The following is a 14,879-nucleotide window of genomic DNA, read 5'->3' as shown; positions in this document are numbered from 1 at the left end:
GTCGGGGTATTTTATATATTGTTTTTATTAAATATGGAATATGCACCAAGGTATTATGGTGTAATTACTATATGGTGAAAGATGAGTGATCTACTGCCTACGCTGCACGGGTTGCTGCAGTCCGACCCCTTGCCCATGATGTTGGTCGATGCCAGCGGGCAGCCGATGTTTCGCAATCGCGCCCTGCTGGCGCTGGCTTCGGATGCCCAAGGACTGGCCGCCTGGCTGCCGCACAACCATGCCGAACTGGTGGCAGCGGCTGCCCAGCAGCGGCGAGCCATTGAAGATGTGCACAATCGCTGTGGCGAGCGCCATTTGCTGTGGAGCTATATCCCGCTGGTGGAGACGGCGCAGGTCTGGGTGCGCGGGCGCGATGCCACACGCTGGTTGCAGCACCAGCAGGACGCGACGGTGGCGCGTCGGCTGTATCATCTGATCATCGAGAACACCACCGACCTGATTTCGCGCCACCGCCCGGATGGCCGCTTTATTGATGCGTCTCCTGCGTCCTGGAACATGTTAGGCGTGTGGCCCGAGCAGCTGCGGGGCGAGCGGCTCGACAGCTTGTTCCACCCGCAAGAGCGTGAAGCACTGCAAACCCGCTTTCGCAGTGCGCTGGAACAAGACGGCTATCTGACCTACAGCTACCGCATCCGTCACGCCAGCGGTGAGTATCGTTGGTTCGAGACCGCCAGCCGGGCGATTCGTGAGACCTATACCGGCGAGGTGGTCGAGGTGATCAGCGTCTCGCGTGACATTACCGAGCGCCTGCAAAGTGAGGAGCATAACCGTCGCCTGCAGGACGAACTGGCCCACGCCGCGCGCCTGGCTACGTTGGGCGAGCTGGCCTCCGGCATTGCCCATGAGCTGAATCAGCCACTGGCGGCGATCCTGAATTACGCTGGCGCCAGTCAGCGCTATCTGACCCAATTGGGTAGCAGTGAACCTGAAGCTGAGCGGGTCGAGCACGGTCTGGCGCGCATCAGCGAGCAGGCCGAGCACGCCGCCTCGGTCATTCGCCGTCTGCGCGGGTTTCTGCGTAAGGGTGCGCGGCGGCTTCAGCTGGTGGACGCCTCGGCATTGGCGCATGAGGCGGTTGGCCTCTGTGCCTGGGAGGCGTCGCAGCACCAGGTGCAGATCATCGAGCACGCTGATGCTGGGTTACCCAGGCTGCAGGTCGACCCGATTCTGCTGCAGCAGGTGCTGCTGAATTTGCTGCGCAACGCCATTGACGCCAACCGAGAGCGTAATCCGGAACACGCCTCGCAGGTGCAGCTGCGCATCGTCGCGCAGGACGGACAGATTTGTATCGACGTGATCGATCAGGGGGCAGGGGTCAGTGCCGAGGCGCGTGCCCAGTTGTTTGTACCGTTCTACACCAGCAAGGCAGACGGTCTGGGCTTGGGGCTGTCCATGAGTCAGGGTATCGTAGAGGGCTTTGGCGGCAGCCTCGATGCGCTGCCTGCCGAGTCCGGTGGCCTGTGCCTGCGTTGCCTGCTACCGGCCGTTTCCAACTAGGGGCTGCAATGCCAGAACACGTACAACAACTGGTTTATGTGGTAGACGACGATCAGGGCATGCTGGACTCGACCGTCTGGCTGTTCGAATCGATGGGCCTTAAGGCGCTGCCATTTACTAACGGTCAGGCTTTTCTTGATGCCTGCGACCCCACCGCTGCGGCCTGCGTGCTGCTTGATGTGCGCATGCCCGGAATGGGCGGGCTGGCGGTGCAGGATGCCATGCGCGAGCGTGATATTGGTCTGCCGGTGATTTTTGTCAGCGCCCATGCCGACGTGCCAATCGTGGTGCGTGCGTTCCGTGGCGGCGCCGTCGACTTTATCGAAAAACCCTATAACGAGCAGTTGCTGCTGGACAGCGTGCAACGTGCGCTGAGTCAGCGGCCAACACTGGCGCCGCCCGAGGCGCTGGATGTTGAAGCGCGCCTGGCGCGCCTCACGCCGCGCGAGCGGGATATCGTGCTACCGTTAGTGCAGGGCTTCAGCAATCGCGAGATTGCCGAGCAGTTGGGGGTCAGTGTCAAGACGGTCGATCTGTACCGCTCTCGTGTCATGAAGCGAATGCAGGCCGACAGCCTCCCGGCGTTGGTGGGTATGCTGATTGGGGTTGGCAGGATAGACCCCTTTAGTTTGCAGGCGTTGCAGGCGGTGTCGCAGGGAGCGTGACAGGTGTAAAAATAACGTCATAATGACATCACTGGATGAGATTGCGCTGCCGGTACCTTACCGGAAGCAGAACAATAAGAAGGGTCTCACGGGTGCATAATCACGCTTCTCAGTATCTGATCAGTGCTTGGCGCGGCGAGTTTCTCGATGCTGCCACCGAGCGCTTGTTTCGTGCTCATAGCGAGCCGCACATGGCTCGTGCCTTAAGGCGTGCAGTATTGGTCTGGGCGTTGCTGGTGGTGCTATTTGGAGCGCTGGACTATCCCGCGCTGGGATGGACTGCGGAGTTTCAATTGCTGTTTGGCTGGCGTCTGGCGACGGGCCTGCTGCTGGTGTTTTTTTACTTTCAGGTGCGGCGCAAACCGGCGCTGGCAACGTCAGGGTATGCGGCAACCGCCGTTGAGATCTTTGGCAGCTTCCTCTTCTTTCTGTTGTATTTCCTTCGGCATGACATGGTCACCTGGGTTATCGGGGTGGTCGCTGTGTCCTTGCTGGCGCTGTTCATGTACATCCCCAACCGGGTATATCTGTCGTTGCTGGCTGCCGGGTTCATCATTGCCGGAATGCTGTTTTGCGTTGCGATTAATGGCTTTGGCATCGAGACCCTGGTTGGTTTGACCTTTATGCTCATGCTGCCAACCGTGGTGGGTTTTTTCACTGCAATGCGCTGGCAAGTGGCGCAGCGCCAAAACTATGCGCTGCTGATGCAGGTGATGAGTGCCAACCGTGACCTGCAGAGTGAGGTACGGCGACGCGAGGCGCTGGAGGTGGAGCTCAAGCGCCAGGCCACCACCGATCCGCTGACCGGTCTGTTCAATCGGCGGCAGTACGAGATGCTGTTCCAGCGCGAGCGGGAACGCTGCAACCGACTGCACCAGCAGATGAGCCTGTGCATCATGGACCTGGACCACTTTAAGCGCATCAATGACGAGCATGGTCATGATGCGGGCGATGCGGTGCTGCGCCACGTCGCACAGCGGCTCAGTTGCTCGCTGCGTCACTCCGATGTGGTGGGTCGCTTTGGTGGTGAGGAGTTTGTGCTGGTATTGCCTGATACCGGGCTGGAACAGGCGATGGCGGTGCTTGATCGCCTGCGCGCAGAGCTGGCAGTGACGCCGGTGCCGGTAAATGGTCAGTTGCTGCCGGTCAGTGCGACCTTCGGGGTGACCGAGGTGCAGGAAGGCGATGCAGAGCTGGAAGACGTGCTCAAGCGCGCGGACCGTGCCCTTTATGAGGGCAAAGGCGCAGGCCGCAATCGGGTAATGACCGCCTGATCGGTTACACTGGCCGCCTTACTTTCCGCTCGCCGGTTCGGGTTGTCCGTGCGCAAAATCATTCACGTTGACTGCGATTGCTTCTACGCCGCCATTGAGATGCGCGACGACCCACGCCTGCGCGGCCGTCCGCTGGCTGTGGGCGGCGATCCGGGCAAGCGCGGCGTGATTGCTACCTGCAACTACGAGGCGCGGGCCTACGGTGTGCGCTCGGCCATGGCGTCGGCCTATGCCAAGAAGCTCTGTCCGGAGCTGCTGATCGTGCCGGGCCGCATGTCGGTCTACCGCGAGGTGTCGCAGGCCATTCAGGCCATCTTTGCCGATTACACGCCGCTGATTCAGCCGCTGTCGCTGGACGAGGCTTATCTTGATGTTACCGACTCTCAGGCCTGTCGGGGCAGCGCCACGCTGATCGCCAAGGAAATTCGCCAGCGGGTGCGCGATACCCAGGGTATTACTGTCTCGGCTGGTGTCGCGCCCAACAAATTTATTGCCAAGATCGCCAGTGACTGGAACAAGCCCGATGGCCTCAAGGTGGTGCTGCCGGATGAGGTCGAGGACTTTCTGCGTGACCTGCCGGTATCCCGGCTGCACGGCGTTGGGCGCAAGACCGCCGAGCGGCTGCAGCGCCTGGGAGTAGACGTGTGCAGCGAGCTGCTGCCGTGGCGCAAGCAGGATCTGGCCCGCGAGTTCGGCAGTTTCGGTGAGCGCTTGTGGGAACTGGCGCGGGGAATTGACGAGCGCCCGGTGGTGGTCGAAAGCCGCCGTCAGTCGGTCAGTGTAGAGAACACCTACGAGCATGATCTGCCCGATCTGGACGCCTGCCTGGCGGCGTTGCCGCCGTTGCTGGACAAGCTGGCCGAGCGTATTGGCCGGCTGGAGGGCAGTTACCGGGTCAGCAAGCCGTTTATCAAACTCAAGTTTCACGATTTCACCCAGACCACCCTGGAGCAGGCGGGCGCACCGATTACGCCAGCCGGCTATACCGAGCTATGTGCCCAGGCCTTTGCCCGTGGCAATTGCCCCGTGCGGCTGATCGGCGTGGGGGTGCGGCTGGACAGCGGCTTGTCGCAGCTGGGTGAGCAGCTCAGTCTGTTTTGAGTGCAGCGGCCGACCTGGCGCAGGCCGGGCACAGGTGATTGTCGCCCCGTGGTTGCCAACCCAGTTCGCTGATGCGCGCAACGGCTTTGGTGGTGCGGGCATTCAGATCGTCACGGTCGGCGGCGAGAAACTCGAAGGGCTGCTCGCGGCCGCATTCATCACAGGTAATGGACCAGCCCAGCACGCTTTGGCCGCGCAGGTCCGGGCCGCGGGCAGAGGCGGTCCACTGGCCTGGCGGGTTGATCAGATAGCGAATCTTGTCCACCGTCAGGCGCATGGGCAGATCCTTGCTGCCCTTGATCGTGCAGATCAACTCATCGCCCGAGCGCACACCGCCGCCTTGCCCGGTGACCTGAAACAGCCCGGCGCCCAGGGTGCGGCATTCAATCAGGGTGTGAGACGGGTTCAGTGCCGTGCGGCGAAAGTCGTGTTCTGCCATGGGGGAGCTCGCTGGTCGATGGGGCGCGCATGATAACACTTGAGTGTAGCGGCATATCACCCGCGTCACTGATGGTCGGTGGCAAGGTGGTGCTTTGATTATGATGTCGCGGTCTTTTACGTATTCACAACGAGGAGTTCACATGAGCGTCAAGCAAATGTTCGATCTGAGCGGCAAGGTCGCCCTGATCACCGGTGGTACCAAAGGTCTGGGTCTGCAGATGGCAGAAGCCTTCGGCGAACTGGGTGCCAAGGTGTTCATCAGCGCGCGTAATGCTGCCGAGATCGAAGCCGTCGTCGCTGAACTGAAAAGCCAGGGCGTCGAAGCCGCCGGTATCGCCTGTGATCTGGGCAAACTGGACAGCAACCCGGTCAAGACCCTGGTAGACGCCTGTGAAGCGGCCTTCGGCACCGTTGACGTGCTGGTCAACAATGCGGGCACCACCTGGGGTCAGCCGGCAGAAGAGCACAGCTACGAAGGCTGGCAGAAAGTCATGACCCTGAACGTGGATGTCTGCTTCCTGGTGGCTCAGGAAGTGGCGCGCCGCTTCATGATTCCGCGCAAGTCCGGCAAGATCATCAACATTGCCTCCATCGCCGGCTTCAAGGGCAACCGTGCCAACTCCGGCGTATTCACCTCTGCCTACAACACCTCCAAGGCGGCGGCGATCAACCTGACTCGCGCACTGGCTGGCGAGTGGGGCCGCTACAACATCAACGTCAACGCGATCTGCCCGGGCTACTTCCCGACCAAGCTGGCCAAAGGGCTGGACAAGGTCAGTGAGATGATCAAGGAAGGCACCCCGCTGGGCCGTATCGGTGGTGACGAGGACATCAAGGGCGCGGCGGTCTTCTTCGCGACCGAAATGTCCCGCCACGTCACAGGTCAGGCCATGGCCGTCGACGGCGGTAACTCGGTCGTCTGATCGCGGTAGCAGGGTCGTCGCACCACGCATGCGACGGCCTTGTCAGGCTGTTTCAGCCGAGCCCGTTGCTCAGTGCGCGAGCCGCGGTTTCCACTTCATCGCGATGGTCCCGTTCCAGGGTTTCCATCAGCCGCAGGTGCAGCTTGCGCTCTGCGCGGCTCAAATCCTTCCAGCCCTGATGCGTGGGGATGTGCGCAGTCTGGTCGTAGATAAACTCCAGAATCGTGACATCGAGGGCGGCGTTGCGCGGCCCCTCGTAATTGTCCAGCAGCACCTTCAGCCGAATCGCCCCCTCAATCATCGGTACCTGCTTGTCCAGCAGGCTCTGGGCGATGATGCGAATATCGTCACCCAGGCGGTCGTTGCGCGCGTGCAGGGCATTCACGCGCTCGGCTTGCTGGCGCCAGACGCGGCGCCACAGAATCCAGGCGTAGGCGCCCAGCAGCAGGATAATCAGGCCGCCTGCCAGCAGCAGCCAATATTGGATTTGCATGGAAATCAGAAACTCAGTTGCGCGGGATCAAGTGTCCCTTCTTCTTTCAGGTTGATGCTCGGAGCCAGCCATAGACCGGTGCGGATATGGCCGTCGATACGGTAGTCGACTGGCTGCTGTTTATCCACCAGCTTGATCAGGTCGGCCAGGTGGCGCCAGAGGTTGGAACGCACTTCCAGCTCGAAGTAGGAGGAGCCGTAGGGCGGGACGTCAAACCGGTTGTCGCTGACCCCGGTGGCCAGCTTCATGTCGTTCAGGAAGACCTGGTATTGCATGCCGCGAATCGGCAGCACCCGGTCATTGGGGTTGTCGACCCGCAGCTTGAGACGAAAGGACTGCTCCCAGAGATTGGATTTGAGCATCTCGACATTCGCCAGACTGACGTCCGGCTTGGTATAGGACGGACTGAATACCGCGCAGCCTTGCAATAGCGCGCAGTACAGCAGCGTCATTACCCCCAGCACCCGCACGCTCATCGCGTCCCCTCTCCTGTGCCGGCTGCCTTGTGTGTGGAGTTGTCGTGCAGCCTGGCTACGCCCATACTAACCCTGATTGATGCTCAGGGAGTGACAAGATGACCCGTTTCGAGGTGGTTTTTCAAGGCCAGGTGCAACCCGGCGCAGCACCGGACCAGGTGCGGGCCAACGTTGGCAAGCTGTTTCAGGTGTCTGGCAGTCAGCTGGAATCGCTGTTTTCCGGTCGTCGTATCGTGATCAAGCAGGGACTGGATCAGGTGGCGGCAGAAAAGTACCGGATTGCGCTCGAGCGTGCCGGGGCGCAATGCAGCATCGTGCCGATGGACGAGTCGGAGGCTGACCCGTCGCCCGCAGCGTCGGAGCCGCCAGCCGCCGCAGCGCAGCCCGCTCCAGCGGCTGAGCCTCCGGCGGCCAGCCGCCGCGTGGTGCCACGCGACGAGTTTATGGCTGCCTTCAGCGACGTCGAGGCGCCCGATTTTGATATTGCGCCCCTGGGGGCGGATATGCAGGACGACTACGATGAGCACACCCCGTTGCCCATCGACCTGTCCGCGTTGAGTCTGGCACCGCCCGGCAGCGACATGGGTGAGATGAAAAAGGACGTGCCAGAACAGGTGCCCAACACCGACCACCTCAAGCTCAGCGACGAGTGAGCAGCGCAGCGCCGGTGATCAGGTCGCTGGCGCAGCTGCTTATCTCAAGGAAGTACTGAGCAACGCCACACGCTCTCTGCGCGTGCTCAAGCGCGCGGGTGCAAGGCGCGATGTGGGGCCAACGGTGCTTCCTTACTTGGCACAACACTGCTTGAACTTGCGCCCTGAGCCGCAGGGGCAAGGTTCGTTGCGCCCAGCCTTGAACGGGTGATTGGGGTCCAGAAAGTACCAGCGCCCGGCAATCAGCCTGAAATCCGAACATTCTCGGTGACTCTGGGCGCTGCCGTCCGGGTCTTGCCAGCGGGCGACAAAGGTCACTTGGGCGTTGCTGGCGCCCGGCAAGTGCTCAGCGCTTTCGACCGTCAGCCCCAGCCAGCGGCTTTGTTCACTCCATTGACGCATGGCAGCGATCGCCAGCTGCGATTGCTGCGCAGGCACCGTGGTGGCAACCAGATAGTCGATTAGCCCCAGCGTGTAGGCGCAGTAGCGTGAGCGCATCAAGCGCTCGGCACTGGGCGCTGCGCTGCCTTGGTGCAGGGGCTGACAGCAGGCGCGGTAGTGGTCGCCGCTGCTGCAGGGGCAGAGGTCGTCAGGGCTGATGGCAGGAGGCATGCGCTTTACCACCAGTACTTGTCAAACATCTCGGGATTGGCCCAGTACTTGGAATTGAGCCAGTCGGGCACGCTCTTGTACTCGGCCAGGTCATAGCTGTAGAGGGTCAGGCTCTGGCCATCCTGGCTGAAGCGCGCGCGGCGCTGCAGGGCCAGGGCAAAGAAGTCGTTCTCCTGCCACTCGCTGGCACGCTCGCTATCCACCAATACCGCGATGCGGCTGGCCGACAGGTTACGCAGCCCGGCCAGCAGCTCGGTGGCAGTGCGCTTGTCCAGGTGTTCCAGCTGGTCGGCGACGATCGCCAGATCGTACCGCTGGTTGCGCAGCTTATCGCTCAGCGGCACCTCGGCGGTGCTGCTGATCTGACAGTCGGTGTGTTGCTCTCGCCAGACCGCAATGGCCGGAATCTCGCTGCGGCTGACGCAGAGCACGCTGGCGGGGCTGTAGTGCTGCAGAATGCCCAGCAGGGCGGACGTCGGCGTGGCGCTCATGGTGTGCTTCGCTGTGATCGGGTGGAGCGCAGCAGGTTAGGGGCTGGTCGGTATTGATGCAAGCGCCGGCGGTCCAGCTGAGGGGCGTTGGATGGTATCATCGCCGGCTGATCCGGAGCCCGCATGCTGAACGATGAACTCAAAGGCCAGATCCAGACGGCCTACCGCACCTTCCTGGAAAACAAGTCGCTGAAGCCGCGTTATGGCCAGCGGGTGATGATTGCCGAGGTCGCCAAGGTCTTCGGCAACGTTGCGCTGGACGACGAAGGGCATCGTGACGGTGACCCTGCCGTGGCGGTGATCGAGGCCGGCACTGGTACCGGCAAGACGGTGGCCTACTGCCTGGCAGCGATTCCCATTGCTCGCCACCTTGGTAAGCCCCTGGTTATCTCCACCGCCACGGTGGCGCTGCAGGAGCAGATCGTTCTCAAGGATCTGCCGGACATCCTGCGCAACTCCGGGCTCAAGTTCGGTTTTTCGCTGGCCAAGGGGCGCGGCCGTTATGTTTGCCTGGCCAAGCTGGACAACCTGCTGCGCGAAAACCAGTCCATGGCCGACCAGCAGCAGATATTTGCCGACGACGGCTTTCGTATCGATGTGGATGAGGCCGGCCTCAAGCTCTATACCCGCATGGTCGAAGCGCTGGGTGGCAACAAGTGGGATGGCGAGCGGGACTCCTGGCCCGAAGCGCTGGACGATCAGGACTGGTCGCGCCTGACCACCGATCACATCCAGTGCAGTAATCGCCGCTGCGGCCACTTTCAGCAATGCGTGTTCTACAAGGCACGCGAGGGCGTACAGAAGGTCGACGTGATCGTCACCAACCACGATCTGGTGCTGGCCGATCTGGCCCTGGGTGGCGGCGCGATTCTGCCCGACCCTCGCGATAGCCTGTACGTGTTTGACGAAGCCCACCACCTGCCCGACAAGGCCATCGGCCACTTCGCCCACAACACGCGCATGCATGCGACCGCCGACTGGCTGGATCAGATCGACAAGAACCTCAGCAAACTGCTGGCCCAGCACCCGCTGCCGGGCGATCTGGGCCGGGTGCTGGAGCAGACGCCGATGACTGCCCGTGATCTCAAGCCCCATCAGCAGTTCATGCAGCAGGCGCTGGGCGATGTTGCCGACTTTGCCAGTGCTGAGGATCTGGGCGGCAATATCCGCCCGCAGTACCGCTTTGAGCACGGCGAGGTGCCGCAGGAGCTTTGCGACATGGGCATGGAACTCAAGGCAGGTTTCGGCCGCTTGAGCGACCAGCTGCAACGCATTGTCGACATGCTCAAGGAGGCGATGGATGGTGAAACCACCATCGGTGTGTCCGAAGCCCAGGCCGAGGAGTGGTACCCGTTGTTTGGCGCACTGCAGGCGCGTGCCGAGGCCAACTGGACGCTGTGGACCCAGTTCTGCCTGCAGGACCCTGAGGGCAAGCCGCCGACGGCGCGCTGGCTGACGTTGACCGACAACGGCGATATCGAGGTACACGTCAGTCCCATCCTGGCCGCTGACACCCTGCGTCAGTATTTGTGGAATCCGGCCTTTGCGGCGCTCGCCACCTCAGCCACCCTGACCGCGCTGGGCAAGTTTGATCGCTTTAGCCATCGTGCCGGCCTGCCGCGCAGCGCGGTCTGCACGCTGGCGCCGAGTCCGTTCAAGCACGCTGAGGCCGGGTTGCTGCGCGTGCCCAACTACGGCGCGGATCCGCGCGACAGCGCCGGTCATACTGCGGCGATCATTGAACACCTGCCGGACATACTGGCTGATGAGCGTGGCAGTCTGGTGCTGTATTCCTCCCGTCGACAGATGCTCGATGTCTATGCCGGGCTGCCGGCGGATTTCCGTCAGCGCGTGCTGGTACAGGGTGATCTGTCCAAGCAAGAGCTGATTCGTCAGCACCGCAAGCAGGTCGATGATGATCAGCCGAGCGTGATCTTCGGGCTGGCGAGTTTTGCCGAAGGCGTCGACTTGCCCGGCAAGTATTGCGAACACGTGGTGATTGCGAAGATTCCCTTTGCCGTGCCGGACGATCCGGTCGAAGCGGCGCTGGCGGAATGGATCGAGAAGAATGGCGGCAATCCGTTCATGGAAATCGCGGTGCCGGATGCCAGTTTGCGGCTGATTCAGGCCTGCGGTCGCCTTCTGCGTACCGAGAGCGATAGCGGCACGGTGACGGTGCTGGATCGCCGGCTGGTGACCCAGCGCTACGGCAAGGCGATTCTCAATGCGCTGCCGCCGTTCCGCCGCGAGATCGACTGAGCCATCAGTCTCGGCGATGATCGGTCGACAGGCGAACTGATGATGGCTGCCGAGCCTTGCCTGCTTCGGTTAAATGGGCAGCAAACAAGACAACAAGGACTGCATGATGAGCACTATTCAGGGGTACTTTGATCCGCGCTTCGAGTCGGTACGCGAACTGTTCGCCGAGCAGCAGCAGGACGAACAGGCCCGGGGCGCGGCGCTGTGCGTCACCGTCGCCGGCGAGACCGTGCTGGATCTCTGGCAGGGCGTGCGCGACAAGGACAATCAGGCGGTCTGGGAGCAGGACACTCTGGTCAACGTGTTCTCCTGTACCAAGCCGCTGGGCGCGGTTGCCCTGCTGCAGCAGGTGGCCGCGGGTCAATTGGAGCTGGATGCGCCGCTGGCAGCGGTCTGGCCTGAGTTTGCCCAGGCCGGCAAAGACGCGGTTACCCTGCGCCAGATTTTGAGTCATCGCTCCGGTTTGTCTGCTGTCAGCAAAACTCTGCCGCCCGAGGCGCTGTTTGACTGGGAGGCCATGAGCGCCGCACTGGCTGCCCAGGAGCCCTGGTGGACGCCGGGCGATGAGCACGGCTACGCGCCCGTTACCTATGCCTGGCTGCTGGGTGAGCCGCTGCGTCGCCTGACCGGCAGGCGCCCCGGCGAGGCGATTGCCGACAGTATCTGCGAGCCGCTGGGTATGGATTTCTTTGTCGGCGTGCCGGACCCGGATCTGGAACGCATTGCCTCGGTGTCACGCCTGCGTAATCAGTATGGTGACGAGGGGGCACGCCGCCTGTTCGCAGCCATGGGGCAGCCCGACAGCATGACCGCGAAGGCCTTTGGTAACCCGTCCAGCATGATGACCAGCACCAACCGCCGCGAGTGGCAGCAGGCCGATATTCTGTCTGCCAATGGCACCGGTAACGCGCGCTCCCTGGCGCGCTTCTGGCAGCTGCTGGCCAATGATGGTCAGCTCGATGGCGTCAGTCTGCTCGATGCAGAATTGGTCAAGCAGATGCAGCAGGAACACAGCGCAGGTGAAGACAATACCCTGCTGTGTCAGACCCGCTTCGGCTTGGGTGTGATGCTGGAGCATGCAGGCCCCGGTGGCAGTTTTGGTATGGGCAAGAACGCGTTCGGCCACCCCGGGGCCGGCGGCTCGCTGGGCTTCTGTGATCCGGACGCGAAGGTCGGCTTTGGCTACGTGACCAACACCATGGGGCCCTATGTCTTGATGGACCCGCGGGCGGTAGCGCTTAGCCAGGCGGTTTATGCCTGTCTCAAGGCAATCGACTGAAAATCTGCGCTGCATCAATGTGCAGCGCAGCGCTGCTGCTAGCATGATCCTATCTCTACCTTGCCGGAAACCGAATCGATGAAACCCAGCATTGCCGATCTGCGTCGTGACTACACCCGTGATGGATTGACTGAAGCCCAGGCGCCCGCCGAGCCCTTTGCCCTGTTCGGCGAGTGGTTTGGTCAAGCGGTGGAAGTGGAAAGCACCGAAGCCAACGCCATGATGCTGGCGACGGTCGATGCGCAAGGTCAGCCACATCTGCGTACGCTGCTGCTCAAGGGCTTTGATGAGCGCGGTTTTGTGTTCTTCACCAATTATCAGAGCGCCAAGGGGCAACAGCTTGCAACCAGCCCGGCCGCTGCGATGACCTTCTGGTGGCACGATCTGGAGCGCCAGGTACGCATCGAAGGGCTGGTCGAGCAGGCCAGCGCCGAAGAATCGGATGCCTACTTCCACAGCCGCCCCGAAGGCAGCCGCCTGGGTGCCTGGGCTTCGCCGCAGAGTCAGGTGATCGACAGCCGCGAAGTGCTTGAGCAACGTCTGGAGGCCGTGCAAGCGCAATATGCCGACGCGGCCGCCCCGCGCCCGCCGCACTGGGGCGGTTATCGCCTGGTACCGACGCTGATCGAGTTCTGGCAGGGCCGTCCCAGCCGCCTGCATGACCGGCTTTGCTATCGGCTGGTCGAGGGCAACTGGGTGAGGGAACGGCTGGCGCCCTGATTTGGTCATTCTCGGTCCCGTTGCTTGCTGCTGCCGCGCTTCGGCTTTACGCTGAAAGCCAACCGCGACAGCAGGAGGCGACATGGGCAGAGGGGCGTTTCAGCAGAAGGTTGTAGTGATTACCGGCGGCTGCGCCGGAATCGGTCGGGCGCTGGCGTTGCGCTTCGCGCAGGCGGGTGCGCATCTGGCTATCCTCGATGTGCAGGACGAGTCGCTGGTCGCCTTCCGCCAGCAACTGCATGACAAACTCAATGCCGATGTGCTGGCGATCAACTGCGATGTGTCCGACGACCAGGCCTGCGCCGAGGCAATGGCCCAGGTCGTCGAGCGTTTCGGCGGCATTGATCTGCTGATCAATAATGCCGGCATCACCCACCGCAGCGCCTTTGCCGATACCGACTTGTCGGTGTTCCAGCGGATCATGGCGGTGAACTACTTCGGTGCCGTCAACTGTACCCGTCATGCCCTGCCAAGCCTGCTTGAGCGCCGCGGTCAGGTGATCGTACTCAGCTCGCTGTCGAGCTTCGCCCCGTTGCTCAACCGCAGCGCCTATAACGCCAGCAAGCATGCGCTGCATGGCCTGTTTGAAACCCTGCGTATGGAAGTGCGCGAGCAGGGCGTCAACGTGATGCTGGTGTCTCCGGGCTTTACCGCGACCGATATCCGCAAGAACGCACTGGTGGGAGACGGCTCGGTGGCGCAGGCGACCACATCCATGCCATTCAAGGTGTCTGCCCCAGCGGAGGTGGCAGAGGCTATTTATCGCGGTGCTTGCCGGCGCAAGCGGCAACTGATTCTGTCCAACGTCGACTGGCAGGCACGTTTGATTGCGCGCTTTTTCCCACGGCTGTTCGAGCGCTGGATGGTGCCGCGGCTGTCGGGTGTGAAGGTGCGCTCGCAGGGCGAATGAAGGTGCCTGCGCAGGCTCAGCCTGCGCAGGCGATGTTACTGACGCTGCAGTGCTGGTGCGCGTGGGCCGGGCAGAATGCCGTTGACGCTGTGGGTGGTGAGCAGTCGCATGCTGGTAATGCCAGCAATCTGGTGGCTGCGCTCCGTGGTGGTATTGATCACCTGGTCTACCAGAGCTACGACCAGCATACCGACCAGACCGCCGCCGTTGTTGTTGCTTTGCTCGGTGCTGGAAGCGGTTGCCGCACCTTTCCAGAGCAACTGACCGGACCGGCTGTCGACCAGTGATGCCTCTGCGGTTACCCGAGTATCGCTGGCGATGATCTGGTAGCTGGTGCCGTACTGGGTGATCTTGATGTACATCACCGAGTCGGCACCAAATACGTCGTTCAGCTTCTCCAGCGGCAGCGCGTGGATCTCCTGCGGGTCAGTCAGGCCGTTCTCGCGAAATGTTTCCTCAGCGACCGCAACCGGGAAAACGTAATACCCGGATTCAGCCAGCGGATAACTCACCTGCGACAGGAAGCTGTAGCTGGCGCCGACTTCCAGTGAGTCGTTGACCGGCGGCAGGACCAGAATGGATCTGGGCTTGCTCTCACGAAAAGCCGTGTAGTCATAGGTGGACTGTGTGGCGCAGCCGGTCAGCATGCTGATCAGCAGCACCAGAGTCAGGCTCAGAATTGATCTCATTGGTTGTGCTCCGGCTGTGCCTTCAGCACGTAATCGACAAAATGCCCGGATTCCGGGAACAGGGACTTTTCCATGGCAAATTGCTCGCGTGCCTCGATCTCCCGGCCGGTGTTGAAGTAGAGCATGCCCAGGTGGGCATGCAGGCCCGGGGGCACGCTCTTGCCCTGAGCCTGCGCCTGATTGAGCAGGGCTTCAACGCGACCAACCTGCGCGGCGTAATCGGTAACGCCGTCCTGGTGGTACTGATAAATCGTTTGCTGATAGTCGCCCCAATGATAGAGCGGTTGATTGACTGGCGCGCAGCCAGCCACGAGAGCCGCGACCAGCAGGCCGCTGCTGCGCAGATATTTCAGCGTCATGTTACTTCCTTGTTGT

The 14,879-nt window shown here is 62.0% G+C and carries 17 protein-coding genes; 10 read left to right on the top strand and 7 right to left on the bottom strand.

Annotated elements, in window-relative coordinates; all coding sequences use genetic code 11:
* Nucleotides 1-81: 81 nt before the first annotated feature.
* The 4 genes from ASB58_RS11025 to dinB all read left to right on the top strand — a co-directional run bounded on the left by ASB58_RS11025 (nt 82) and on the right by dinB (nt 4,558).
* On the top strand, nt 82-1,518 hold the full coding sequence (locus ASB58_RS11025) for a sensor histidine kinase (protein ID WP_118130737.1): 1,437 nt from the start codon (nt 82-84) through the stop codon (nt 1,516-1,518).
* A gap of 8 nt (nt 1,519-1,526) precedes the next feature.
* Nucleotides 1,527-2,183 (top strand): response regulator transcription factor, encoded by a 657-nt coding sequence (locus ASB58_RS11020; protein ID WP_118130735.1) that lies wholly within the window; start codon nt 1,527-1,529, stop codon nt 2,181-2,183.
* A 92-nt stretch (nt 2,184-2,275) separates the two neighbouring features.
* Nucleotides 2,276-3,457 carry a GGDEF domain-containing protein gene (locus ASB58_RS11015; protein WP_181977922.1) on the top strand — a complete coding sequence of 394 codons (1,182 nt, stop codon included), beginning with the start codon at nt 2,276-2,278 and terminating at the stop codon, nt 3,455-3,457.
* A gap of 42 nt (nt 3,458-3,499) precedes the next feature.
* The gene (gene dinB, locus ASB58_RS11010; protein WP_118130730.1) at nt 3,500-4,558 is read left to right on the top strand and encodes a DNA polymerase IV; all 1,059 of its coding nucleotides are present in this window, start codon (nt 3,500-3,502) and stop codon (nt 4,556-4,558) included.
* Here dinB and ASB58_RS11005 read toward each other — a convergent pair.
* Nucleotides 4,545-4,997 carry a hypothetical protein gene (locus ASB58_RS11005; RefSeq protein ID WP_118130728.1) on the bottom strand — a complete coding sequence of 151 codons (453 nt, stop codon included), beginning with the start codon at nt 4,995-4,997 and terminating at the stop codon, nt 4,545-4,547. The genes dinB and ASB58_RS11005 overlap by 14 nt on opposite strands.
* Nucleotides 4,998-5,139: 142 nt before the next feature.
* Between ASB58_RS11005 and ASB58_RS11000 the strand changes: the two genes are divergently transcribed.
* A complete protein-coding gene (locus tag ASB58_RS11000; RefSeq protein ID WP_096002939.1) occupies nt 5,140-5,922 on the top strand; it encodes an SDR family oxidoreductase in 783 nt (260 codons plus the stop codon).
* A gap of 52 nt (nt 5,923-5,974) precedes the next feature.
* Here the strand turns inward: ASB58_RS11000 and ASB58_RS10995 are convergent, their stop codons facing one another.
* Nucleotides 5,975-6,415 carry a DUF2489 domain-containing protein gene (locus tag ASB58_RS10995; RefSeq protein ID WP_118130726.1) on the bottom strand — a complete coding sequence of 147 codons (441 nt, stop codon included), beginning with the start codon at nt 6,413-6,415 and terminating at the stop codon, nt 5,975-5,977.
* A gap of 5 nt (nt 6,416-6,420) precedes the next feature.
* Complete coding sequence (locus ASB58_RS10990) at nt 6,421-6,891, bottom strand: LEA/WHy family protein (protein WP_096002937.1); 471 nt, start codon at nt 6,889-6,891, stop codon at nt 6,421-6,423.
* Nucleotides 6,892-6,989: 98 nt separating this feature from the next.
* Between ASB58_RS10990 and ASB58_RS10985 the strand changes: the two genes are divergently transcribed.
* The gene (locus tag ASB58_RS10985; RefSeq protein ID WP_118130724.1) at nt 6,990-7,544 is read left to right on the top strand and encodes a hypothetical protein; all 555 of its coding nucleotides are present in this window, start codon (nt 6,990-6,992) and stop codon (nt 7,542-7,544) included.
* A 132-nt stretch (nt 7,545-7,676) separates the two neighbouring features.
* Here ASB58_RS10985 and ASB58_RS10980 read toward each other — a convergent pair whose 3' ends face one another.
* Nucleotides 7,677-8,156 (bottom strand): YchJ family protein, encoded by a 480-nt coding sequence (locus tag ASB58_RS10980; RefSeq protein ID WP_118130722.1) that lies wholly within the window; start codon nt 8,154-8,156, stop codon nt 7,677-7,679.
* 5 nt (nt 8,157-8,161) lie between these two features.
* Nucleotides 8,162-8,647: a DUF6231 family protein gene (locus ASB58_RS10975; RefSeq protein WP_096002934.1), complete on the bottom strand. Its 486-nt coding sequence runs from the start codon at nt 8,645-8,647 to the stop codon at nt 8,162-8,164.
* A 123-nt stretch (nt 8,648-8,770) separates the two neighbouring features.
* On the opposite strand from ASB58_RS10975, the gene dinG reads away from it, so the two are divergent.
* The 4 genes from dinG to ASB58_RS10955 all read left to right on the top strand — a co-directional run bounded on the left by dinG (nt 8,771) and on the right by ASB58_RS10955 (nt 13,815).
* Nucleotides 8,771-10,906 (top strand): ATP-dependent DNA helicase DinG, encoded by a 2,136-nt coding sequence (dinG, locus tag ASB58_RS10970; RefSeq protein WP_118130720.1) that lies wholly within the window; start codon nt 8,771-8,773, stop codon nt 10,904-10,906.
* A gap of 106 nt (nt 10,907-11,012) precedes the next feature.
* Nucleotides 11,013-12,185 carry a serine hydrolase domain-containing protein gene (locus ASB58_RS10965; RefSeq protein WP_118131137.1) on the top strand — a complete coding sequence of 391 codons (1,173 nt, stop codon included), beginning with the start codon at nt 11,013-11,015 and terminating at the stop codon, nt 12,183-12,185.
* A gap of 78 nt (nt 12,186-12,263) precedes the next feature.
* Entirely contained in the window at nt 12,264-12,905 is a 642-nt protein-coding gene (pdxH, locus tag ASB58_RS10960; protein ID WP_096002931.1) for a pyridoxamine 5'-phosphate oxidase, read from the top strand.
* Between the two features lie 82 nt (nt 12,906-12,987).
* The gene (locus ASB58_RS10955) at nt 12,988-13,815 is read left to right on the top strand and encodes an SDR family oxidoreductase (protein ID WP_096002930.1); all 828 of its coding nucleotides are present in this window, start codon (nt 12,988-12,990) and stop codon (nt 13,813-13,815) included.
* A 35-nt stretch (nt 13,816-13,850) separates the two neighbouring features.
* Here the strand turns inward: ASB58_RS10955 and ASB58_RS10950 are convergent, their stop codons facing one another.
* Both ASB58_RS10950 and ASB58_RS10945 read right to left on the bottom strand, forming a co-directional pair.
* Nucleotides 13,851-14,504, bottom strand: coding sequence for a DUF799 domain-containing protein (locus ASB58_RS10950; protein WP_118130718.1), 654 nt, complete (start codon nt 14,502-14,504; stop codon nt 13,851-13,853).
* Complete coding sequence (locus tag ASB58_RS10945; RefSeq protein WP_118130716.1) at nt 14,501-14,863, bottom strand: DUF4810 domain-containing protein; 363 nt, start codon at nt 14,861-14,863, stop codon at nt 14,501-14,503. The genes ASB58_RS10950 and ASB58_RS10945 overlap by 4 nt, the downstream gene beginning before the upstream one ends.
* Nucleotides 14,864-14,879: the final 16 nt, after the last annotated feature.

The organism is Pseudomonas abyssi, from assembly GCF_003444685.1.
In the GTDB taxonomy this organism is placed as follows: Bacteria; Pseudomonadota; Gammaproteobacteria; order Pseudomonadales; family Pseudomonadaceae; genus Halopseudomonas; species Halopseudomonas abyssi.
This window is presented reverse-complemented; position numbering and strand designations above follow the sequence as displayed.